This window comes from Rhizobium sp. 22-785-1, assembly GCF_053521965.1.
In genome coordinates this window covers 54,832-76,681 of sequence record NZ_JBNWDI010000002.1, presented here as the reverse complement: position 1 = coordinate 76,681, position 21,850 = coordinate 54,832, and the positions used below count along the sequence as shown (strand labels likewise).

The 21,850-nt window shown below is 56.3% G+C and carries 19 protein-coding genes; 12 read left to right on the top strand and 7 right to left on the bottom strand.

Features of this window, described 5'->3' with window-relative positions:
- Window positions 1-2: 2 nt before the first annotated feature.
- From ACQZ5M_RS05135 to mutL, 3 genes are all read right to left on the bottom strand, one after another.
- A complete protein-coding gene (locus tag ACQZ5M_RS05135; protein ID WP_449079224.1) occupies window positions 3-404 on the bottom strand; it encodes a DUF350 domain-containing protein in 402 nt (133 codons plus the stop codon).
- Window positions 405-455: 51 nt separating this feature from the next.
- The gene (locus tag ACQZ5M_RS05130; RefSeq protein ID WP_296016831.1) at window positions 456-686 is read right to left on the bottom strand and encodes a DUF2093 domain-containing protein; all 231 of its coding nucleotides are present in this window, start codon (window positions 684-686) and stop codon (window positions 456-458) included.
- A gap of 147 nt (window positions 687-833) precedes the next feature.
- Window positions 834-2,654 carry a DNA mismatch repair endonuclease MutL gene (mutL, locus tag ACQZ5M_RS05125; RefSeq protein ID WP_296016829.1) on the bottom strand — a complete coding sequence of 607 codons (1,821 nt, stop codon included), beginning with the start codon at window positions 2,652-2,654 and terminating at the stop codon, window positions 834-836.
- 337 nt (window positions 2,655-2,991) lie between these two features.
- On the opposite strand from mutL, the gene ACQZ5M_RS05120 reads away from it, so the two are divergent.
- Together ACQZ5M_RS05120 and ACQZ5M_RS05115 are read left to right on the top strand one after the other, a co-directional pair.
- Window positions 2,992-4,656: a response regulator gene (locus tag ACQZ5M_RS05120; RefSeq protein WP_296041462.1), complete on the top strand. Its 1,665-nt coding sequence runs from the start codon at window positions 2,992-2,994 to the stop codon at window positions 4,654-4,656.
- 111 nt (window positions 4,657-4,767) lie between these two features.
- Window positions 4,768-6,120 (top strand): putative bifunctional diguanylate cyclase/phosphodiesterase, encoded by a 1,353-nt coding sequence (locus ACQZ5M_RS05115; protein ID WP_296078066.1) that lies wholly within the window; start codon window positions 4,768-4,770, stop codon window positions 6,118-6,120.
- Window positions 6,121-6,185: 65 nt separating this feature from the next.
- On the opposite strand, the gene ACQZ5M_RS05110 is transcribed toward ACQZ5M_RS05115, so the two are convergent.
- From ACQZ5M_RS05110 to ACQZ5M_RS05095, 4 genes are read right to left on the bottom strand one after another with little or no spacing between them, the layout of a single operon-like run.
- Entirely contained in the window at window positions 6,186-7,073 is an 888-nt protein-coding gene (locus tag ACQZ5M_RS05110; RefSeq protein ID WP_296078068.1) for an SMP-30/gluconolactonase/LRE family protein, read from the bottom strand.
- A gap of 3 nt (window positions 7,074-7,076) precedes the next feature.
- Window positions 7,077-7,706: a 2-dehydro-3-deoxy-6-phosphogalactonate aldolase gene (locus tag ACQZ5M_RS05105; protein WP_449079223.1), complete on the bottom strand. Its 630-nt coding sequence runs from the start codon at window positions 7,704-7,706 to the stop codon at window positions 7,077-7,079.
- A 14-nt stretch (window positions 7,707-7,720) separates the two neighbouring features.
- On the bottom strand, window positions 7,721-8,638 hold the full coding sequence (locus tag ACQZ5M_RS05100) for a 2-dehydro-3-deoxygalactonokinase (protein ID WP_296078072.1): 918 nt from the start codon (window positions 8,636-8,638) through the stop codon (window positions 7,721-7,723).
- Complete coding sequence (locus tag ACQZ5M_RS05095; RefSeq protein WP_449079222.1) at window positions 8,638-9,408, bottom strand: SDR family NAD(P)-dependent oxidoreductase; 771 nt, start codon at window positions 9,406-9,408, stop codon at window positions 8,638-8,640. Before ACQZ5M_RS05095 ends, ACQZ5M_RS05100 begins: the two co-directional genes overlap by 1 nt.
- 122 nt (window positions 9,409-9,530) lie before the next feature.
- On the opposite strand from ACQZ5M_RS05095, the gene ACQZ5M_RS05090 reads away from it, so the two are divergent.
- From ACQZ5M_RS05090 to ACQZ5M_RS05045, 10 genes are all read left to right on the top strand, one after another.
- A complete protein-coding gene (locus tag ACQZ5M_RS05090; protein ID WP_296078076.1) occupies window positions 9,531-10,328 on the top strand; it encodes an IclR family transcriptional regulator in 798 nt (265 codons plus the stop codon).
- Window positions 10,329-10,468: 140 nt separating this feature from the next.
- Window positions 10,469-11,209: a helix-turn-helix transcriptional regulator gene (locus ACQZ5M_RS05085; protein ID WP_296016811.1), complete on the top strand. Its 741-nt coding sequence runs from the start codon at window positions 10,469-10,471 to the stop codon at window positions 11,207-11,209.
- Window positions 11,210-11,285: 76 nt separating this feature from the next.
- Window positions 11,286-12,503, top strand: a complete 1,218-nt coding sequence (locus ACQZ5M_RS05080) for an ABC transporter substrate-binding protein (protein WP_296078078.1) — start codon at window positions 11,286-11,288, stop codon at window positions 12,501-12,503.
- Window positions 12,504-12,686: 183 nt separating this feature from the next.
- Window positions 12,687-13,817, top strand: a complete 1,131-nt coding sequence (locus ACQZ5M_RS05075; RefSeq protein WP_449079221.1) for an Mrp/NBP35 family ATP-binding protein — start codon at window positions 12,687-12,689, stop codon at window positions 13,815-13,817.
- Between the two features lie 327 nt (window positions 13,818-14,144).
- Window positions 14,145-15,122 (top strand): magnesium/cobalt transporter CorA, encoded by a 978-nt coding sequence (corA, locus tag ACQZ5M_RS05070; protein ID WP_296016804.1) that lies wholly within the window; start codon window positions 14,145-14,147, stop codon window positions 15,120-15,122.
- Between the two features lie 39 nt (window positions 15,123-15,161).
- A complete protein-coding gene (locus ACQZ5M_RS05065) occupies window positions 15,162-17,054 on the top strand; it encodes a potassium transporter Kup (protein WP_296078102.1) in 1,893 nt (630 codons plus the stop codon).
- A 415-nt stretch (window positions 17,055-17,469) separates the two neighbouring features.
- Window positions 17,470-19,386, top strand: coding sequence for a pilus assembly protein TadG-related protein (locus ACQZ5M_RS05060; protein ID WP_296078081.1), 1,917 nt, complete (start codon window positions 17,470-17,472; stop codon window positions 19,384-19,386).
- Window positions 19,383-19,979: a TadE/TadG family type IV pilus assembly protein gene (locus ACQZ5M_RS05055; protein ID WP_296078104.1), complete on the top strand. Its 597-nt coding sequence runs from the start codon at window positions 19,383-19,385 to the stop codon at window positions 19,977-19,979. The genes ACQZ5M_RS05060 and ACQZ5M_RS05055 overlap by 4 nt, the downstream gene beginning before the upstream one ends.
- Entirely contained in the window at window positions 19,976-20,413 is a 438-nt protein-coding gene (locus ACQZ5M_RS05050) for a TadE/TadG family type IV pilus assembly protein (RefSeq protein WP_296078084.1), read from the top strand. Before ACQZ5M_RS05055 ends, ACQZ5M_RS05050 begins: the two co-directional genes overlap by 4 nt.
- A 168-nt stretch (window positions 20,414-20,581) precedes the next feature.
- Window positions 20,582-21,757 carry a cell wall hydrolase gene (locus tag ACQZ5M_RS05045; RefSeq protein ID WP_296016798.1) on the top strand — a complete coding sequence of 392 codons (1,176 nt, stop codon included), beginning with the start codon at window positions 20,582-20,584 and terminating at the stop codon, window positions 21,755-21,757.
- The last annotated feature ends 93 nt before the right edge of the window (window positions 21,758-21,850 follow it).

Sequence of the window (21,850 nt, the reverse complement as noted above, 5' to 3'; positions counted from 1 at the left end):
CCTCAGTATGTCATGCAGGCGGCATTGAGAATGCCAATGATAAGCGCGATTCCGCCGCCCCAAACGCCTGCGGACATCTCTCCACGGCTGATCTTGTCATGGATCCCGGGGAGGCTGGCGCGGGCAATGTAGAAAGCGAGGATCTGTACGACGATACCGATAGCCGACCAGATAATGAAATCGACGATATTGACGGAGTTCGCTGCTGCCGATGCCATGGGAAGACCGAAGCCGACCAGGGCACCGAGAAAAGCGATGGTTGCGGAGAGATTGCCCGAGCGGATGAGGCCGATTTCATCATGGGGTGTCAGTCTTGTATAGACGCTGGCAAAGACCGTGTAGGCAAAAAGACCCACCGCGAAATAGCTCGCAAAGGCAGGCAGGCCAACGACATAACCGAACATATGAAATCTCTCGCAATAATGATGTATGCAGTAGCGCTGAAAATAGTGGGCTCAAGCCCGTTTCTGGTTCGGTAAGGCACCCGCGCGCTTTTCTGCCTCGACCGACGCTGCCGCATCGGCATAGGGCTCCTGACGCACGACACTCCAGTAGCGTAACTCATCGACCGGAATCTGAGCACCCGTCATGGCGCAGACCACGTAGGAGCCGCTCTGGATGACACGCAGGTCCCCATCGAGATATTCTATCTTCGCTTCCCGCAGCCCACCGTCAAATCTGTTCATCCGCGTCCGTCTCCTCGGTCTTCTCATATGTGGATGCGATCTCTATTCCTACGCAGCCTGCAATTCTAGTGGGCAAATCTTGGACATGTGACCATCGATGTGGCCGCATAGCTATGTCGAACGTCATATTCAGCTCGCCCCGTGCGCTCAACTTCTGCCAAACAGCTTTTCGATATCGGCGAGTTTGAGTTCGATATAGGTGGGTCGTCCATGATTGCATTGGCCGGAGCCCGGCGTGTTTTCCATCTGGCGCAAAAGCGCATTCATCTCCTCTGGACGCATCCGCCGTCCGGATCGAACAGATCCATGGCAGGCCATGGTTGCGGCCACGTATTCCAGCTTGCTGGACAGGCTGCTTGCCGTATCCCATTCGGCGATTTCATCGGCCAGTTGTCGCACAAGCCCCTGCACGTTGACCTCTCCCAGCATCGCAGGGGTCTCGCGAACCGCAACCGCGCCCGGCCCGAACCGCTCGATCGAAAGTCCCATCTTGTCGAAGCCCGGCGCATGCTCCATCAGACGGTCGCAATCCTCTTCCGGCAGGTCGATGATTTCAGGGATGAGGAGCACCTGCGAGGCAGGTCGCTTCGCATGCAGCGCCTTGCGGATTTCCTCGAAGACGAGACGTTCATGCGCGGCGTGCTGATCGACGATCACCAGCCCGTCATCGGTCTGGGCGACGATGTAATTGGCGTGAACCTGCGCACGCGCCGCGCCGAGCGGATAGCGTGAAGGCTCTGAGACGGCGATGGTTTCTTCCTCCCGCGACGTGAAAATGTCGGATCGGGCCGTGGGCATGGTTATATCGACGAACTGCGCTTGCGCTGGCTCGCGAAAAGCCATGTCGTGAGACATCTGAAGGGGCCGGGAAGGGGAGTTGGTTGGCGTCCAAGCCTGGGAAGAGTACGGTCTGACCGTTGAAGGGCTGTAACCCGGCCTGAAAGCACTCATCATCTGCGAAGCGCCCGTAGTGGCGGCGCGATCTCCCTCACGCGCAAGCGCCTGACGGATCGCGCCGACAATCAATCCGCGCACGAGGCCTGGATCGCGAAAGCGCACATCGGATTTGGCCGGATGCACATTGACATCCACTAGCGCCGGATCGAGGGTCAGCGAAAGAACCGCGACAGGATATCGGCCGTGCGGGACTGTTTCAGCGTAAGCGCCTCTGATGGCCGACAGGAGAAGTTTATCCTGTACCGGGCGACCATTGACGAAGACGTATTGATGCGCCGAATTGCCCCGGTTGAAAGTGGGAACGCCTGCGAAACCGGAAAGCGTTACGTCTTCGCGCACGGCATCGATCTCGATGGCATTATCCTTGAACTCGGCTCCAAGGATCTGCGCCATGCGCGCCAGATGGTCGTCACCGGTGGATGGAAACTCAAGCGTTGACCGATCCGTGCCGGACAGCACGAAACGGATATGGGGAAAGGCGATCGCCATCCGCTTGACGATCTCGGTGATCGCCGCCGCTTCTGCCTTTTCGGTCTTGAGGAATTTCAATCGGGCAGGGGTTGCGAAGAACAGGTCGCGCACCTCGACGATCGTGCCGGTATTGGCAGCGGCAGGTCGTACCGGCAGCAGTTTGCCGCCACTGACCGAAATGATGGCGCCTTCGCTTGCCCCGTGCTCTCGGCTGGTGATAGTCAGCTTGGCAACCGAACCAATGGAGGGCAGCGCCTCGCCGCGAAAGCCCAGTGTGCGGATGTCGTCGAGCGTCGACGAGATCTTCGACGTACAATGGCGGCGGATTGCAAGCTCCAGATCGGACGCAGACATGCCGCATCCATTGTCGGTGATGCGCACGAGCCCCTTGCCGCCACCGGCGGTTGCGATCTCGATCCGCGTCGCTCCTGCGTCGATGGCGTTTTCGATCAGTTCCTTCGCTGCGCTCGACGGGCGCTCAATGACTTCACCTGCGGCGATCTGGTTGATCAGTGTTTCTGAAAGCTGCTTGATTGACATTGGTTCATTGTCGCGGATTCGTTGCCCGGACGAAAGCGAAATTGCGAGCTTTCATAGAGAGCCCTTCAGTTCGTTTTTCCTCATGAAGGTTTTTATCGTAATTTAAGACGTCCTTAATTTTGGCCCGCTAAGACTGTTGATGCTTGAATGATCGACACAATCCCCTTTCCAAGGTGGCTGACAAGTGCAGAACGGAAGCGCTGGGCGCCGCCTGCATGACCTGGAAAGACTTCTCAAGCAGTTTGCCTGCATGTTTCCATAAAAACTGAAGCTTTTTGCCGTCGCGGATTTTCACGATGAGTTGAGCGCGTTCTGGAGACGTGTATAGGGAATTGTCATGAATGATTTAGCGCCAGATGGCGTGGCCATTCAAACTGCGCTGTTAGATGCCGTCAGCGATGCAATTTCAGCAGCGCTTCTGATCTACGATCGTGATGATCGTCTTGTTTTCGTCAGTCAGCGCATTTTCACTTTGCTGCCGATCGATAAAGGCGATGTTGCCCTTGGATCGAGGTTGAAGGATGTCCTGGGCGCATTCTACGATCGCGCGGGATTTGGCGAGGGTGTGTCGCGCGGCACACGGATCGACCGGGACGAATGGATTGCCAGGAAGCTGGCCTGCCATTGGTCGGAGCGTTCCGAAACGCTGGAGCAGCGGCCAGCCGACAAGTGGCTGCGCTTCACCAAGCGCCGGATACCATCCGGTTTCTGCATCTGCGCCATATCGGACATTTCCGAACAGAAGAGGCGAGAGGAACACTGGCGTGCCGATGTCTCCAGAGTGCAGATAACCGAAGAAATTCTCGATAATTTGCCGCTGTCGATCTTCGTCAAGGATCGCAACCGGGTCTACTCCGCCGTCAACAAAGCAGGATGTTCCCTTATCGAAACCTCGCCCGATCTGATCCTGGGTCGCACCGTCTTCGATATTCACGCGCAGGCTCTTGCCGCCTCGATCGATGAAATCGACAAGCAGGTTCTAGAGACTGGCGTTCCCGCCGTCCTGCCTGAACTTGTGACATTGCTGACCGGCGAGCAGATCCTTGTGATCACCAGAAAGCACAGGGTCGGCAAACCCGGCAGCCATTTCCTTGTCACAACCATGGATGACGTCACCGCATTTGCAGTGACGCAGCCTGATGGCAGACGTATCATTCCGGGGCTGGAGTATCTGACCTTTACCCCAAGTTCCTATATGGACGACGAGAACCACCAAGCATCGCTAGTGCTGAAAGATCGTCGCGTTCTTTTGGTCGTCTCAAACGCTGAAGCCGGTGAGGCGGCCCGCAAACGGCTGTCGGCTATCGGGGTAGATTGCGCCGTTGCGGTGAGCATGGCGGAACAGGAAGCCTTCCTGGCGGTTGCTGATTCCATGGGTCTGCGCATAGATCTCGTCGTCGTGGATATAGAGCTACCGCTGCAATGTCTCGATCTGCCTGCGACATTCGGGGTTCAGATCATGACTGCGGACGAATTCGAGATCGGAAGCTCTCTTGTCAATCGACTGACGCGCCATTTTCGCTCGCTTGGAAACGTGCAGCAGGGTCGCGGCATGGACGACGATTGGGTTGTGATGACCGGCCTGGACGACGAGGTCGCCGACGGACAGGCCCCTGTCGTTCTCGTGGTGGAAGACAACAAGATCAACCAGATTGTCTTTTCGCAAATTCTGGAAGGTTTCAAGATCGAATACCGGCTGGCACCTACGGGCCAGGAAGCGCTTGCGCTGTTCGAAAAGGAGAGCCCTGTCCTGGTGCTTATGGACACGACGCTGCCCGACATCGACGCCTTCGAGGTTACCCGGCGCATCAGGCAGATCGAGGCTTTGACGGAAGGCAGAACACCCATCGTCGGGGTCGTGCCGCTTGCTTTCGAGGGTGATCGACGGGCCTGCCTCGATGCGGGAATGGACGACATGATGTTGAAGCCGATCAGCCCGGACATGATCGATATGCTACTGAAGCGTTTCCTGCCCCAGCAGACGCAAAGCCGCCTTGCATGACCTCGGACCTTTATTCCTGATGGTAATCATATTTTGTCGGCCCATGGACAGCCTTTGTTAAGGATGGAACCCGGATAATCCGCACCACCATAGAGCCCTCAGGATATGTGAATGAATCCGTCCGTGCCGACACTTCCGCTCATCAGCCAGCACGAGTTGCAGGCGATGACCTATAGCGATCCGCTGACGGGGCTGGGCAACAAATATCGTTTGCGCGACAAGGTGAAGCTTCTCGCGGCGGAACGGGCATCCGATCCCGCTCCCTTCACGGTGGGCATCGTTAATATTGACGGTTTCAAGCCGATCAACGATCTCTTCGGGGCACATGCAGGCGACGAGATTCTGTGCCAGGTTGCGCACCGCCTGCAGGCATGCATGATGGACGGTTCGGTCGTCACGCGCCATGAAGGCGATGAGTTCGCTTTCATCCTGCCGCTCATCTTCGAGCGCGGCACTGCCGAGCGCGTCGGCCAGATGATCAAGGATGTGTTGTCGGCGCCATACGATCTCGGCGATCGCAGCGTCCGTCTATCGTCCTCGTTCGGCTTTGCTATCCATCCTTTTGCCGGAGAGGAGTTCGACGATCTGATGAAGAGCGTCGAGACGGCCCTCTACCGCTCGAAAAGGCGCGGACGCGGGCAGATCACGGTCTATTCCCACGAGATAGCCCAGGAAATGACGCGCGCCACGCAGTTGGAACAAGCGCTTCGAAATGCGATCATGGCCGATAGTATCGATGTGCATTTCCAGCCAATCGTCAGGCTGGCGGATGCTTCTGTAATCGGCTTTGAAGCGCTGGCGCGCTGGCGCGACACGGATCTCGGTTTCGTACCGCCTGACGTTTTCGTGCCCCTGGCGGAAGAGCGCGGCTTCATCGACGCTCTTTCCGAAGCGTTGCTGCGAAAAGCCGCTGAAACGGCGCTATCATGGCCACGGGAACTGTTCTTGTCCTTCAATCTCTCGTCGGCGCAATTGATGAACCCGTCGACCGCCAGCAATATCCTGTCCATTCTCGCCTGTGTCGGGTTCGACCCACGCCGGCTGGAGCTGGAAATTACCGAAACTGCCGTCATGAGTTCGGCGGACACCGCTCAGACGATCATCGCAGAACTACAGCAGGCAGGTGTGCGCATCTCGCTGGACGATTTCGGAACCGGACAATCAAGTCTTGGCAGGTTGCGGGACTTCACCTTCAACAAGGTCAAGATCGACCGCGCCTTCGTTTCGCGCATCAGAACGGATCGGCCATCGGAACATATCATCAAGGCGATCATCGCCATGTGCGACGGCCTTGATCTTGAAGTCGTGGCCGAAGGTATCGAAGATGCTGGCGAAGCCGAAAAGCTCAAAGGGTTGGGCTGCGCCATGGGACAAGGTTATTTTTACGGACGCCCCGCGGACGCCGCCTCAACGCGCCGCTATCTGCGGGAAAAACATAACTTTATCGATGCGGATGTGATCTGATCAGACCTTCCCCCTTGAGGCGCCGACCTCGAAGATCGTGATCGGCGTTGCGCGCGCATTGCGCATCACAGCCTGTAAAGCCCATCCAGCCTGCCGTTGACGGTTACGCCGAGATCAAAGGTTGCGCCATGATGCGGGTTTGCCTTGACCTCTGCGTCCTCAAGGCCTTCGCAGGCAGAAGTGACCAGCAATCTGTCCGCGCCGCTAGCAAAAAACGCCGGGCAGGTCGTGCGCGTGGCCGGAACCTCATAGCGGTCGATATGTCGACCCTCGGGATCGTAGCGATCGACCGCGCCTTCCCCCCAGCGGGCATTCCAGATATGTCCTTGAGCGTCGCAGACTGCCCCGTCGATCCCGCCATCCTCTTCGGAGCGATCGATGAAAACACTGGAAGGGCCGATGGGAAGCCCGGTCGCTGGATCGAGCATGACCTTCATCAATCGGTTCACCTTGGTGTCGACATAATAGCCCGTGGCGCCGTCCGGCGAGAAGCAGATGGCGTTTGGAATACTGATCGCATCAAAGAGCATCGTCACGACGCCCCTGGCAACGTGGTAGATTGCTCCCGCACCATCATCCGCCTTCTTGCCCATGGTGCCGATCCAGATCGCGCCGCTCTGATGCACTCTGCCGTCATTCGAACGGTTGCCCGGTTTGCCCGGCTCGAAGTCGGCATGCAGAGATAGTTCGCCAGTGGCGCGGTTACGAATGAACAGTCCGTTTTCCGTTCCCAGCAATTGTCGCTCCCCATCGATTGCAGCGACCACGCTTGCCATGAGGGGCAGGGAGACGACCGTCTTGTCGCCGGATACCGGGTCGAGCTCATGCAGCTCCTTGCCCAGAATGTTGAGCCACGCGATCTTGTGGGAGATCGGATCGAAGCTCGGCCCCTCACCAAGCATCAACTGGGTACTGTCCAGAACCTTGCCCTGAAACGGATGAACGGTTGCCATATCTTAACCTCCCAGTGCGCTTTCGTAAGCCTTGACGGTAATTTCGGCGCGTTCACGCGCTTGCTCTGCAGTCGTACCAGGTTTGTATAGACTTGTTCCAAGCCCGAACGCCTTGATGCCGATGCTGGTGTAATCGGAGAAGTTCTTGTCGGATACGCCGCCTACAGCGGCAACCAGCGTGTCCTTTGGCAAGATGGAGCGGATCGCGGCAATTCCGGCCGGTCCAAGCACGCTTGCGGGGAAGAACTTGAGGCCGGTAGCGCCTGCTTTGAGAGCGAGCAAGGCTTCCGTCGGCGTCAGCACGCCTGGCATCGTCACCATGTCCTTTTCACGGGCCGCAATAATGACATCCGTGTCGACATTGGGGCTGACCATCAGCTTTCCGCCGACGCTATCCAGACGGGCAACGTCATCAACCGTCAAAACGGTGCCCGCGCCGATCAGCGCGTCGGCTGGCGCAAGCTTTGCGGCGATTTCGATAGACCGGAATGGATCTGGCGAATTCAGCGGGATTTCGATAGCACGAAGCCCGCTTTCCAGAAGCGCGCTGACGACACCCTCGGTCTCCTCGGGGCGGATGCCGCGCAGGATGGCGACGAGCGGATATTTCATCTCGGGGAAGGGAACGTACATTGGCTTGAAGCTCCTCAGTGCCAGATGGATGTGGCGGCGGCGATCAGCCCCCGGCGAACCGCATCATCGGCATCTATGGTGGTGAAATCGATGGAAAGCGCTTGAAACGCTGACTTGTATAGCTCACCCAAAGCTCCCGACGCGACCAGCACGACAGAGGAATCGGGCGGCGCGCTCGCATGAGCTCCGGCTATCTCCAGACCGATCATGGTTCCCGATAGCTTCGCCTTTGCATCCGTTGCCGACAGTCCGTGCAGCAGCTGTCCAGACCGCAATGTGAAGAAGCGATTGGTTGCCATATGCGGATGATTGTAGATGTCGATCACGGCATTGCGGAATGCGGGAAGATCGCCATCGAAGGTCTCGGCATCGACAATGGCATGGGAGAGAATCGTCTGCTTCGAGACGACATCGAAGATTTCTCCCGTCATGAAAGTCGAAAACTGGGTAACATTCAAATCTCTGACGCGAACCCATTTGGAGTGGGTGCCCGGCATGCAGACGAGCTGAGAGCCTGTAGGATACTGAGTGGAAAGCGCGCCGAGAAGCTGCGTTTCTTCGCCACGCATCACATCCGGCATGATCCCGTCTCTTTGGGCAAGCCCTGGAAGAATGCGGATGTCGCTGTTCTGGTTGGGAACTGGCGTCGCACGCTGCATGATTTCCGACAGATTGGCTGGAACATCCACATAGCCCGCCTCGATCCAGCCTTGGCGTGCCCCAGCCATCCCGCAGATAATCACCGGCAAACCTTCCGGTGCGGATATGGCAGACAGATGAGAGGCCAGAACTTGCGCAAATCCGGTTCGCATCGCTATGGTCATGCCCTCGGCGCTACGGCGTTCGGCGAGAACATGGCCCGACCGGCTCATCAGCCAAAGGCGAAAGCTTGTCGTGCCCCAGTCCACGGCAACGAATGCGGCATTTGACATTAGAGAAGACCTCCATCGATGATCATTGTTTGTGCGGTCATGGCGGCAGAGGCATCTGACGCCAGGAAGAGGCAGGGCCCGACCAGATCCTCGCCGGTCAGTGTGCGTTTGAGACACTGGCGATCGACGGTGCGTGAGATGGACTCCTCGGTGAGCCACAAATCCTTTTGCCGTTCCGTCACGATCATGCCGGGGAGGATCGCGTTCACCCGGATGTTTTCCGGACCGAGCCTCCCTGCCAGACTTTTCGTCATGCCGATGATGCCTGCCTTGGCTGCGGCGTAGATGGGCAGCTCGCCCATATTCAACAAATACGAAATAGACGAAAAGTTGATGATGGAGGCACCTTGCTCTTTTCGAAGATAGGGGAGCGCTGCCTGCGATACGAAGAAAACCTGTTTCAGATTGACGGCCTGATTGGCGTCCCAATAATCGCTCGTGACCGTCTCGATATCATGCCGATCGTCCCACGCCGCATTGTTGATGAGGACCTTGAGCCCGCCTAGCGCGTCGCCCGCCTGCCTTACCGCGATGGCAAGCTGAGACGGATCGCGCAGATCCGCATGCAAGAATAGCGGAGACGTTTTGTTTTCCGTCGACAGCCGGTCGACCAATGCTTTGCTAGTGCGCGCATCGATGTCGATGAAGGCGACATGGGCGTCTCGTTGCACAAATGCTTCCACCAATGAGGCGCCGATGCCTGATCCGCCCCCGGTGATTAGAACGCCTTTGTTGGAAAATTCCTGCGATTGGCCCAAGCAATTGCCCATGATGATATCAACTTGACGGTTGAAAGTTCTACTATTTGGAACTAAGTTTTATTTAATGGAATAATCATCGTCTTACCCCATTCCTGTCAAGCTCAGTTCTTGCCTTGTCGAGAAAATCGCTCATGTCCCGTTCTTCCGATGCTGAAACAAAGGATATTTCCACCGGAACGCTCGGTAAGGCCATTGCCTTGCTTGAAACGGTGGTAATGGCCGATGAGCCGCTCCGCTTCACCGATATTCTTAAAAGATCGGGTCAGCCGCGTGGAACACTGCACAGGCAACTAACGCATCTGGTCGAAGAGGGACTTCTCGAACAGAACTTGGATCAGTCCTACAGCGCCGGGATCAGGTTGCTGAAGTTTGCTGCCAAAGCCTGGAGCGCCAGCGACCTGCGCAGCGTCGCCGCACCGCATTTGCGCGATCTTCATGAGCAGACAGGCGAATCCGTTCATCTTGGCGTCGTCCGCGGTTGCGAAATCATCTATCTCGACAAGATCGATGGGAAGCACGCCGTTCGCATGTATTCCCAGATCGGCCGTACTTCACCCCTATATTGCACTGGCGTCGGCAAGGCGGCGCTGTCCCTAATCCCTCACAACGCGTTGTTGCGCCTGGTTAGATCATTGTCGTTTAATGCCTTTACATCCAATACGCTGACCAGCGCGGACGCTCTGCTCGCGGAGATCGCCGCGATACGCGAGCGCGGATACGGGTTCGATCTTGAGGAGCACGAGCAAGGCATTCAATGCATCGCCGTGCCTGTCAACACGGGCAGGCAGGGCCTCTATCCGGCAATATCGGTGACCGGTCCGGCCTATAGACTGACGAGAGAGCGTCTCGAAGGATGGGCGCCGATGGTGCAAGCCATCGCGCGTCGTATTTCCGATGAGGCCTCCATACGGCTGTCACCGTCCACGTGAGGTAAAATTTTGCTTATTTTTGAAAATGGTTGCAACCAGGCCAGCGAGAGACGTTTTTGGGCCAACTTTTGCTTGCGTGAAACTTATATTTTGCTAACTATGAGGCCATTCACTAAGTTCGACTATAAAGATTTGTACGAATGCTCGATGCCGGAGTAGAAAAAACTTCTCCAATGGGCGCGGACTGCGTCCAAGAATTACTACGTCTCGAAAGCCAGTTCGACATTTTCCGGTTTATGAAGAGGATCACTGAAAGCTGGGGCATGAAGGCGTTCCTGGTCGTGGATGTACCGACGCCGATATTGGTCAGCCTGTCGCAATGCACTGTGATGAGCAGTTGGCCCGCGGATCTTTTTCAGGAATACGACGACAATAGTCTTCTGCGTAAAAGTAATATTTTCAAAGCCTTAGAGAAGGCGAGCGCGCCCTTTTTCGTGGATCTGGAGTTCACCTCTAAGGGGCATCGCCCTGCGCTTGGCGCGAAATTGGTGGAGTTGTTTAGACGTTTCGAAATGACGAATGCCATATGGTGTCCGGTGCAGGATATGAGGGGGATGCGGGGTGGCGTGTCCATTTCAGGCAGCAGGTCGTCATTCTCGCCCTCGGAAGTGGCGGAAATTTTCTACGTGGCCGCCCATCTTTACGGACATCTCGCCTATGTGCGCAGTCTGGATTCGCGGGTCAGTGAAACCTTGACGGATCGCGAGATCGATTGCCTCAACTGGACTGCTGCGGGCAAGACGAGTGCGGAGATCGCCGACATTCTTTCGCTTTCCGAGCACACGGTTAACCACCACCTTAATCGCGCAACGAAGAAGCTCAATACCGTCAACCGCACGCAGGCCGTCGCGAAGGCGCTGCGTGCAGGCTTGATAAAATAGGGATCTTCTCTTTTTCCTGTTGTTATCCGCCACAGGGTGAGTGATCCTTCACACCTCGATAAAGAGGGAGACTGATTTGGCAGGAACACGGCGCTTCAGAGCAGCGTTTTCTCCTACCGTAGACTGCGCCATTCTCGTCGCAGCACTAGAAAAGGGCTTTGCCGCCGACGAAGGTGTCGGACTCGAACTCATCAGAATGAGCGCCCCGAGCGATATTCTCCACGCATGGTCGCAAGAGCGCATCGATGGCGCCCATCTTTCCGCTTCTCTACCCGTATCACTCGCCCTCCTGCCATCGCCTGAGCCGCGAACCGATCTTATCGTACCATTCATTCTGGCGACCGGGGGCTCCACGCTGGTCGTCAGCAATCTGCTATATGATGATCTGGTAGAGCAGGGCATGAAGATCCCAGAGCCTGGTTCGGTCTCGCGGGCACTATCGCGCATTGTGATTGCGCGTCAAAACGCGGGTCTTCCGCGCCTAACGTTCGCAACGGAACATCCACACTCAAGTTCCAGCTATGAACTGGTCTACCTGATAGCCAGCGCTCGCCTGGCAGGACATGACGATGTTGCCATCAGGCAAGCCGCATCCAGAGAAATGCCGCATCTTCTCTCAAAAGCCGACATTGACGGTTTTTACGTTGGCGAACCCTATGGAAGCGCTGTTGTAACGGAGGGAGCGGGGCGTATCGTCACGACAAAATCTCACATTTGGCAGAATGGATCGGAGAAGGCGCTTGCCGTTTCGAAGGCGTGGGCAGAGGAAAACGAGCAGACGCTTGATTCGCTACTGCGTGCGCTCTACCGCGCGGGAGAATGGTGCTCGGCGCAAGCGAATATCGAGGAGCTGGCCGAACTTCTGGCGGCTGATCTCTATCTCTCCTGCGAGAGCGAACGGATCCTCCCCTCCCTGTCCGGCTTCATTCCCAACTCCCCGGCACGATTGCTCGAGTGTCCAGACTTTCTGGCATTCAGCGCCAATGCGGCGAACTTTCCATGGCAGAGCCAAGCTCTTTGGTTTTTCAACCAGATGGTCCGTCGGGACGAATGCCCAGCGCATTATATCGCCGATCAGGCCATGCGCGAGGCTGCCGCCGAAGTCTTTCGCCCGGACATTTTTCGCAAAGCGTTGAAACCGATATTCGCGCCCGTGCCTGCGGCCAATATGAAGGTGGAGGGAGCACTGAGTAGCCGCTCGCCGGTCGGGGCCTATCGCGCGCCGCTTTTTCTTGGACCCGATGCGTTTTTCGACGGTCGCGTTTTCGATCCGGACACGCTTGAAACCAGTTAGCGCGCCTTAAGGTCCTTGGACGCACACACAACGCTCCATTCCGACCGACGCGACGCATCTTTCTCGCCTGCGCAGAAATCTGGGCACCTTCGTGTTTCTTTGACGAATGCAAGGGTTGTGACATTGGCGAATGGCGTTGTCTGCTCTATCTAACCCTTGCTGAAGCGGATTGGGTGGAGTGGCATGGCACAGCTAGATAAGAGACAGATCGAACAGGCACTCGAGCATGTGATCTATCCAGGCAGCGATAAAAGCATCGTCGCACTGGGCATGGTATCGGAGATCTTTCTGGCTGATGCCAAGGCCTATTTTTCCATTACGGTGCCTGCCGCAAAGGCGAATGAACTTGAACCACTGCGTCTGGCTGCGGAAAAAGCAACGCTGACTGTTCCTGGCATCAAGGCCGCCGTCGTCGCCCTCACGGCCAATAGCAGGCCCGGTAGTTCAGCCACAGCAGCCGCACCGAAAGCCCCTCCTGCACCACAGCGACCGGCGCCACAACAACAGGGAAAGGCCGGTGTGCCGGGTATCGGTGCGATCATCGCTGTCGCTTCGGGTAAGGGCGGGGTGGGTAAATCCACCACTGCCGTCAATCTCGCTCTCTGCTTACAGGCGCTCGGCTTGCGCGTGGGCGTATTGGATGCAGATATATATGGCCCGTCCATTCCGCGATTGCTCGGCATTTCGGGTCGCCCTAAGCAGGGCGAAGGACGCACGATCATGCCCATGGAGAATTACGGCCTGAAGGTCATGTCCATGGGATTTCTGGTGGATGAAGAAGCTGCAATGATCTGGCGCGGTCCGATGGTGCAGTCGGCGTTGATGCAAATGCTGCGCGAAGTCATGTGGGGCGATTTGGACATATTGGTTCTCGATATGCCGCCGGGAACTGGCGACGTGCAACTGACGATCGCCCAGCAGGTGCCGCTGGCAGGAGCGGTCATCGTTTCCACCCCGCAGGATCTCGCCCTGATCGATGCACGTAAGGGCATCACCATGTTTCGCAAGGTCGAGGTGCCGCTTCTCGGGATCGTTGAAAACATGAGCTATTTCGTCGCGCCCGATACTGGAAAGCGCTACGATATTTTTGGCCATGGTGGTGCCGAGGCCGAGGCTGGCCGCATTGGCGTTCCGTTCCTTGGCGCGGTGCCTTTGACCATCGCGATCCGGGAAATGTCGGACGCCGGCACGCCCATCACCGTCAACGAGCCGCAAGGTCCACAAGCGCTTGCCTATCAGGATATCGCACAAAAGGTGTGGACAGAGATCTCAAGAGGGTCCGGACGAACCGCGCCAAAGATCGTATTTGAATAGAAAGCGTTGAAAAATATGCCGAAACTGCTCCGGCATCGATGCATTGATCGCATATCAACTGCTCATAAGAAGCAGGGCACCAGTATTGGGTCCGAGTAAAAATCGGACCAATAGTTTGTTTTGGATGACATTTTCTGAAGTATGAGGTGGTTTGTTGGCCTTGAGCCAGGATGGGCCAACGAAAATACCGCTTGATTCTTTACCTCGTTGGGAGCATAGCCCTGCGCCGTCTGAACCGCAGCCGTATTCGTGCGTTTGCGAACGCCACGCATGATGTGCTAGATCGACCAGCCGACGATATTCGGCACCGCGGACCGGAGAAACTGATTGATAAAAGCCTATCGCTCGAATTGCGAGGCGATCAGCCTGTCCTCGGACAGAGAGCTTACGCATATCGCGGACGACATCATCTGGATCGATCTTATCAATCCCCATCGTGACGAGGAAAAACGTGTCGAGACTCTGCTTGGCACAGAGCTTCCCACCCGTGAGGATCTGAAAGATATCGAGCCCTCCAGCCGGCTCTATAAGGAAGACGATAATGTCTTCATGACGGCGTCACTCGTCTGGAAAGCTGATTCTTCCGATCCGCAGCTGACCGATGTGGCGTTCATCCTGGCGGGCAACAGACTGGTGACGATCCGATACGCCGAGCCTAAGTCGTTCAACCTCTTCATCGCGGCCATCACCCGCACGCCGCATGAGATAGCGAGCGGGGCCGTTCTGCTGTTGAAGTTGCTTGAGACCATCGTTGATCGTACGGCAGAGATCATCGAGAATAGCGTGATTGGCATCGATCACGTAGCGAAGGGAATATTCGGCGGCGAGGCGCGCAGCAAGCGCAAGGCGCCGCGCTACCTCGAAGACAAGATCGCTGAAATAGCCTCTTTCCATCGGCTCGCTTCTAAAGTCCGCGACAGTCTGACTTCGCTCGCACGCATGCAGTCATTCCTCCAGGCGACTTCCGTTGTTCACCAGGACAAGGACGCAAGAGAAATGGGCGCCTCCATTTCGCGGGACATCCATTCTCTTTCTGAACACGTTTCCTACATCTCCGGCAATCTTACCTTTTTGCTGGATGCATCGCTCGGCATCATCAATGTCGAGCAAAATGCGATCATCAAGATTTTTTCCATCGCGTCCGTGGTGTTTCTGCCGCCAACGCTGGTGGCCTCCATTTACGGAATGAACTTCGCGCATATGCCGGAGTTGCAGTGGAGCTACGGTTACCCGCTGGCAATATTCGTCATGCTGATATCGGCGATCATCCCGTTCATTGTTTTCCGTTGGAAGGGCTGGCTCTGAAGAGCTAGAATGCACATGCCAAATCCGTTTGAGAAGGAAATGCTGGACAAGCCGGACGTGGAGGAGCACCAAGCCAAGGGCTTGTTCGCTGCCATGCTCGGCTCCATCGGCGTCGTTTACGGCGATATCGGCACCAGCCCTCTTTACGCCTTCCGCGAAGCCTTGAAGCCGATCTCACAGGACGGGCTGACGGAAGCCGAGATTATTGGCTTGATTTCGCTGATGATCTGGTCTCTGACGATCATCGTCACCATCAAATATATCAGCTTTCTCCTGAGGGCGGACAATGACGGCGAGGGCGGCACGCTCTCGCTTCTGGCGCTGCTGATGAAAACGGCCGGCGCACGGCGCAATTTCCTCATCATGCTTGGTCTGATTGGTGCTGCGCTTTTCCTGGGCGACGCCATGATCACACCGGCGCTTTCCGTTCTCTCTGCCGTGGAAGGGCTGAAACTCGTCACGCCGGCAATGGATGAGTTCATCATTCCCATATCGCTCGGTATTCTCGTCGGCCTCTTCGCCATCCAGTCGCACGGCACGGAGATTGTCGCCAGGTTCTTCGGCCCAATTACCGCCGTTTGGTTCATCGTGATGGGCCTCGTCGGTCTTCTACATATCTCCGACGATTATAGGATCCTCTATTCCTTCAATCCGATCCATGCGGTCGAGTTTCTAATGAACGAGGGCTTCTATGGCCTTGTGGTGCTCGGTGCTGTCTTTCTGACGATTACAGGGGCCGAAGCGCTCTATGCCGATCTTGGCCATTTCGGTCGAAAGCCCATCCAGTGGGCCTGGTTTGTGCTGGTTTTTCCGGCTCTCACCCTCAACTATCTCGGTCAAGGCGCGCTGGTCCTGAAAGACCAGTCCACCATGTCAAATCCCTTCTACCTCATGTTCCCGCAATGGGCGCTGTTACCAGCAGTAATCCTGGCAACGGCCGCGACAATCATCGCCAGTCAAGCCGTCATCACCGGGGCGTTTTCGATGGTGCGTCAGGCGATCAACCTCGGCTACCTGCCGCGCATGGAAATCCTCTTCACATCGGAAACCAACACGGGACAGATCTATCTGCCATCGGTCAACACCGTGTTGCTCTTCGGCGTCGTGGCGTTGGTTCTCACCTTCAGAAGCTCCGATGCGCTGGCTACCGCCTATGGTATCTCCGTGACCGGCGCGATGGTCGTAACCAGTCTGCTGTTTTTCCAGTTCGCGCGCAGCCATTGGAAGTGGTCGCTGCCGCTGACACTCCTGGTCGTTTTGCCTTTCATCACGCTGGAACTGATCTTCCTCGGCGCCAACCTCTTGAAGATCCATGATGGTGGATATGTGCCAGTGCTGCTGGCGATTGCCTTTACCGTCATCATGATCACGTGGCAGCGCGGATCGAAAATCCTCTTCGCGAAGACCCGTAGAACCGACGTGCCTTTGAAAGCCTTCGTCGCCTCTGTAGAGAAGGAAAGCGCCCATGCGCCCGTGCGCATTCCCGGCACGGCGATCTTCCTGACCGGCGATCCCGAAACTGCGCCCGCCGCATTGCTCCACAACCTCAAGCACAATCACGTTCTGCACGACAAGAACGTGATCCTGACGATCCGAACCGAAGATACGCCGCGCGTTCATCCGGACAAACGTTACACCATGACCAAGGTCAGCGAACGCTTCGTTGTGGTGGAATTGCATTTCGGCTTCATGGAAACCCAGAACGTCACCCAGGCACTCGGCTATCTGCGTCGTACGGGCTACAAGTTCGACATCATGTCGACCTCGTTTTATCTCGGTCGTCGCAAACTTGTGCCCGATCCGAAGTCTGGCATGCCGGGCTGGCAGAACAGGCTTTTCATCGCTCTCGCAGAAAACGCTGCTGATCCATCGGATTACTTCCGCCTTCCCGCAAACCGGGTCGTCGAACTGGGATCGCATGTGGTGATCTAAAGCGTGTCGCAATCTTTCAGATTCGCTCGTACGCTTTGGATCCTAACCTATATTCTGGATTGTCGCATGAATTGTATTTTATTATAAGTTGTATTTTCAAGGGCGAATTCGAGGCATATTTGTCGTATTAAGTTTGTTTCGTGTTTAGCTGTCCTGCTGTTAATAAATAATACGTATCTTTCCGCGCAAATATCTGCACGTGTCGACTCGACTACGATGCCATTTCTTGTTGTTTCAAGCCGCACTTATATTCGTCAATATTCACCGATTATGAGAGTGAAAAACAATTTTCTTTAACTCAGCGATCTGAGTTTATTCCCAGATGGCATGAGGCCGAAGCCGCCATAACGCTGCCTTTACTGAACCTCTTTTTGAATACGAAAGATTTTTTACATTGAGAACACGTGTTTCTGTCATGTCTCGTCTTGCCGCGAACCGTGATGGTGGGATCGCCATCATGGCGGCGCTCGCTCTGCCACTGATTATCGGGTTTGCCGCACTTTCCACCGAGTACGGTTATGGCCTGCTAGTGCGCGACCAAAATCAGCGCATCGCAGATCTGGCATCCTACGCAGCAGCCTTGGCCTACGGCAACACCAACTCGCAGGACAGCATGAGAGCCGCTGCGGAGAATGTTGCCAAGCTCAACGGTATCGATCCTGGTAGCGTTTCCGTTTCTCTTACGCCATCGCCTAAAGATCCGACGTCGCAATCGGTGCGTGTTGAAGTAAAGACCACGAACAGGTTGTTTCTCGCGCCGGTTCTCGGCGTTGGTAAAACACTTGACATTTCGGCCGATGCTTTCGCTTCGTTCGGCGCGGCGGAGGCCGCTTGTATCATCGCGCTCGATAAAAGCGGAACAGGCGTGACATTGTCTGGCGGCGTTCAGGTTGGAGCTCCCAATTGTTACGTCGCCTCCAATCATAGTCTGGTTGCGCCTTGCGGCACCAAGATCACCGCTAAGAGCGCGACCTATTATATGGGCACCCTGGAACCGTGCCAGTGGACACCAAATATCGTCAAGCCCGATGGCAGCCCGGCACCCATTGCCCGCGCGCCGACATCCGATCCGCTCGAAGAGCACGCTGGCGTGGCAGCGCTGAATGCGCGCTTTCAAATCATGAGGAACGCCTCTTGGCCCGCGGTGGCCTCGGTGACGCGCGGGCAGGACGTCGAATTTGGTGGCGCGTCTTCGCCACCCACGACTGCGGCAGCTCTAAAAGCGATCGGGTGCAGTTATGATCCTGCCAACTACAACCAGTACTGGACCGAGAAGTGGGACGTCACATGTGCCGGTTCGAAAGTCGATGCCGGCTCTTTGCTTGTTCACGGCAATCTTCAGGTAAAGTTCAATGTCGCGGGGAGCGGATCGACGGCCTATAATTTTTCTGGCAAAATCCAAAACGATAACGGCACGAAACTGGAATTTGGCGATGGCATATTTACCGTCGCAAAAGGTGTCTATGGTGCTGATCTCACGTTCGGAGCAGGCGCCTTCTATTTCGGTATGGGAGACGAGAAATGCGACGACGCGCGCTATAGCCTCTGCTCCTCCGGAAAAATAACGATAGGCGGCCCAAGTAAATTTGTGCTGGACGCGGGTTTCTATGTCGGTGGTGGGGCATCACTCAAACTTGGCCTCGGCACCTCCAATAGTTACACGATTGGAAAATCGAGCGGCCGCAATGCCGTTGCGCTGGGCGGCGGCGCTGTCGCGGTGATGGCGGATGCCAACACCGGCAAAGGTATTTTCAGATTGAACGGGGATTTAAATGGCGGCGGGGGTGGCAGCTGCATTACGCTTCCCGCAAGTGCGGAGCACGACATATCCGGAAACGTCAATCTTGCTGGCGGTGCCAAGCTTGGTTCCGGCACCTACACGATCGACGGCTATTTTTCCGTCAATACCGGTGGCGCATCGTGCAGCGACAACGTCGCGGTAGCCGGCAAAGACGTTACGATCATTGTCTCAGGCGTCGACACACCATCAGGCTCGGATTGTAACAAGAAGTCTTTTTGTCTGACGGGGGGCAATGCAATCACGCTAAATGCGCCCAAAGCCGGCGCTTATGCCGATTTGGCGATTATAGGCCCGCAGTCTTCCACTAAGAAGGCAGGTGCGGTGATCACGTCCGGCGGCCAGGCAAAAATCTCCGGGGCATTTTATTTTCCGAACGGCACGGTTGAGTTCGGAGGCGGGGGACAGATCGGCGATGCCAGCAGTGGCTGCCTCCAACTGATTGGAACGAGCATTTCCCTGTCAGGCGGTTCCCAGGCTATTTCCCAATGCACACAACTGAGCAAGGCCGGGAAGGTGGCGTGGCTGCAATGATCGCGTTTTCGAAAACAAGGATCGGCCGATGGTTCGCGACACTCGGTCGCGCACGCGCTGCTTTGAAAGATAAAACGGGCAATGCGACAATCGAATTTGCGCTGGTTATACCGCTTTTTGCTGTCATCGTTGTCGGAAGTGCGGATATCGGAATGCTGATATTTTCGCGCTTCAAACTCGAAGGAGCAGTGTCGGCAAGTGTGAGCTATGCGGTCGCCCATGTCGATCAGGTCGATAGCGCCAATGGTGGCGCGCTGGCCAAAAATCTCGTCTCTATCGTCGCCAACAACTCATCGGACGACGTTGACGTCCTTGTCGATATCAATAACGGCCCGCAGGCGGTCAATGATGGAGCGAAGGTGACGCTCGACGGTCAGCCGGCCAGAGCTGATGCCTGCTATTGTCCCAAAGGCACGCCGTCGTCTTTAGAATGGGGTGCTCAGTATAGCTGTAACGCGGCCTGCCCGAATGGCGGACGCGCCGGAAAGTATGTCGCCATCATCGTAAAGCGGGATTACGCGCCTTTCTCCTCGATGCTGGGTGCTTTGAACGGTAGCACCATCGCAGCCAGTGCAATGGTGCAGGCACAGTGAGCAAGGCCATTCGCAGATTTTTCGTCGAACGTCACGGTGCAAGCGCCGTGGAATTCGCTCTGGTTGCGCCTGTGTTTCTTCTTCTGTTGTTGGGCATCATCGAGTTGTCACGACTGGTCTGGACGAGCCATGCCCTCCACGAGACGGCGATCGCGACAGCTCGATGCATGGCTATTCCCCAGTTCGAATGCGAAGATGGCGGCGTTTATGATCAAAAGCGCTCGATGTCTTTCGCGCACGCGCAGGCGGCTGTCTGGATCATCGACCTCGATCCGGCGGACATCACTCTCGCTCGCAATGTCAGTTGCAGCGGTCTCGAGGGGTTTTCCAAAGCAACTATCGAATACCGGTTCGAAACCGTCATACCAGAACTACTGACATCACTTGCAGGTGGAAGCAGGCTTAAAGCTGAAGCATGTCACGCCAATAACTGAGGTTCGAAGCCTCCTCCCCATCGATCCCATATACAATGATCCTTCAATATCCGGGTAGGTACGATCGCCTGAATGCAAGAAACCTTTCCGCGTGTCCGTTAACCAAGCATCAAGGTTAATGAGAGATTATCCGGTTGTGTAGCAAGTTGTTTGCGTGTGTCCGGAGTCATGGTTTTGCGTTCAAGAAAAGTATCGCGTCGCGGGCCCCTCATTGCCTATGAGAAGTGGACCTCGCCTGTTGTTTTTGGCCTCGTGGCCTGGCTTGCCTTTCCCTCTCTCGCGGCACGCGCCGATCTCGCATCTCTTCTTGCCGGTCTGGATGCTGGCGGCGAGCAGTGGCGCATGGTGCTGACGAACTCTCCCGCAGGTTCCGTCCACAACGCTTCACTGGCCTTCAATGATGCAAGCGATACCGCCGCGATCGCCGGGGCGGGGATGACGCTTCCGGACGGTCGCAAGGTTGCTTTCGTCACCAATAAGAGCGGACGCGAAACGACACCTGATAGCGAACGCGTCAACCGTGCTGCGAAGAAGGGCAGGGTGATGGCGACCGAAGTCATGCAGCCCCCCAAAGCTTTTACTGCAGGCTCGGTTTTGCAGCGCACCAGCATGATTGATGTAGAGCCGCTGAAGCGTAAGGACCGAACCGCCTTCGTTAAGCCGAAGAAGAGCAAAGACATCGAGCTTGCGTCTTTCTATTTCCGTCGCGATGAGAAAAAAGCGGACAAGTCGATGTCGCCCATGCTCGCGGATCTCGTGACCAATCGCACCCCGGATATTCTGGCAACCGCCTATGCGCCCGCAGAACCCGATTTCGCCCGCGAATCTCCCTTTGACGCGATCTTGAGAAAGCCGGACACGGGCCGTTTCATTCCACCGGTCTCTTCCGATGACCATGCCTGGGCCGCGACCCCGCTTCCCGCAGAAGCCTTTTCAGCCGCAGAACAGCAATGCTTGGCTTCCGGCATCTATTTCGAGGCGCGCGGCGAGTCCGTAAAAGGACAGGCCGCCGTTGCCCAGGTCATTCTCAACCGCGTGCGCAATCCCGCCTATCCGAAGACGATCTGTGGTGTGGTCTATCAGAACAAGGACTGGCGCAATCGCTGCCAGTTCTCCTTTGCCTGTGACAACATCAAGGACCGCGTTAATTCCGAACGCCATTGGAAGATGGCGCGTGAAGTCGCCATGGCAACCACCGCCGGCAAGATCTGGCTGAAGGAAGTGGGCTCCGCGACCCATTACCATGCCGTTTACGTGCGTCCGGCCTGGGGCAGGTCCATGAAGAAGGTCGGCAGAATCGGGTTGCACGTCTTCTACCGTACCTATGGTGGCGGCTGGAGCTAGAGCCTATCCATTAAAGAGGAAGCGCTCTCACGATCACGTGGATTTTCCTGCAAAACTCGTGTCAAAAATGCCGATTCTGGCATCAAACAGCGC

What these genes read in the sequence shown, in the direction of transcription:
- ACQZ5M_RS05115 (WP_296078066.1), top strand. Translation starts at nt 4,768, where the DNA reads ATGAATCCGTCCGTGCCGACACTTCCGCTCATCAGCCAGCACGAGTTG.
- ACQZ5M_RS05095 (WP_449079222.1), bottom strand. Translation starts at nt 9,408, where the DNA reads ATGGGCAATTGCTTGGGCCAATCGCAGGAATTTTCCAACAAAGGCGTT.
- ACQZ5M_RS05100 (WP_296078072.1), bottom strand. Translation starts at nt 8,638, where the DNA reads ATGTCAAATGCCGCATTCGTTGCCGTGGACTGGGGCACGACAAGCTTT.
- ACQZ5M_RS05090 (WP_296078076.1), top strand. Translation starts at nt 9,531, where the DNA reads ATGTCCCGTTCTTCCGATGCTGAAACAAAGGATATTTCCACCGGAACG.
- ACQZ5M_RS05105 (WP_449079223.1), bottom strand. Translation starts at nt 7,706, where the DNA reads ATGTACGTTCCCTTCCCCGAGATGAAATATCCGCTCGTCGCCATCCTG.
- ACQZ5M_RS05045 (WP_296016798.1), top strand. Translation starts at nt 20,582, where the DNA reads ATGGTTTTGCGTTCAAGAAAAGTATCGCGTCGCGGGCCCCTCATTGCC.
- ACQZ5M_RS05055 (WP_296078104.1), top strand. Translation starts at nt 19,383, where the DNA reads ATGATCGCGTTTTCGAAAACAAGGATCGGCCGATGGTTCGCGACACTC.
- ACQZ5M_RS05085 (WP_296016811.1), top strand. Translation starts at nt 10,469, where the DNA reads ATGCTCGATGCCGGAGTAGAAAAAACTTCTCCAATGGGCGCGGACTGC.
- ACQZ5M_RS05065 (WP_296078102.1), top strand. Translation starts at nt 15,162, where the DNA reads ATGCTGGACAAGCCGGACGTGGAGGAGCACCAAGCCAAGGGCTTGTTC.
- ACQZ5M_RS05135 (WP_449079224.1), bottom strand. Translation starts at nt 404, where the DNA reads ATGTTCGGTTATGTCGTTGGCCTGCCTGCCTTTGCGAGCTATTTCGCG.
- ACQZ5M_RS05110 (WP_296078068.1), bottom strand. Translation starts at nt 7,073, where the DNA reads ATGGCAACCGTTCATCCGTTTCAGGGCAAGGTTCTGGACAGTACCCAG.
- ACQZ5M_RS05120 (WP_296041462.1), top strand. Translation starts at nt 2,992, where the DNA reads ATGAATGATTTAGCGCCAGATGGCGTGGCCATTCAAACTGCGCTGTTA.
- mutL (WP_296016829.1), bottom strand. Translation starts at nt 2,654, where the DNA reads ATGTCAATCAAGCAGCTTTCAGAAACACTGATCAACCAGATCGCCGCA.
- ACQZ5M_RS05130 (WP_296016831.1), bottom strand. Translation starts at nt 686, where the DNA reads ATGAACAGATTTGACGGTGGGCTGCGGGAAGCGAAGATAGAATATCTC.
- ACQZ5M_RS05060 (WP_296078081.1), top strand. Translation starts at nt 17,470, where the DNA reads ATGTCTCGTCTTGCCGCGAACCGTGATGGTGGGATCGCCATCATGGCG.
- ACQZ5M_RS05075 (WP_449079221.1), top strand. Translation starts at nt 12,687, where the DNA reads ATGGCACAGCTAGATAAGAGACAGATCGAACAGGCACTCGAGCATGTG.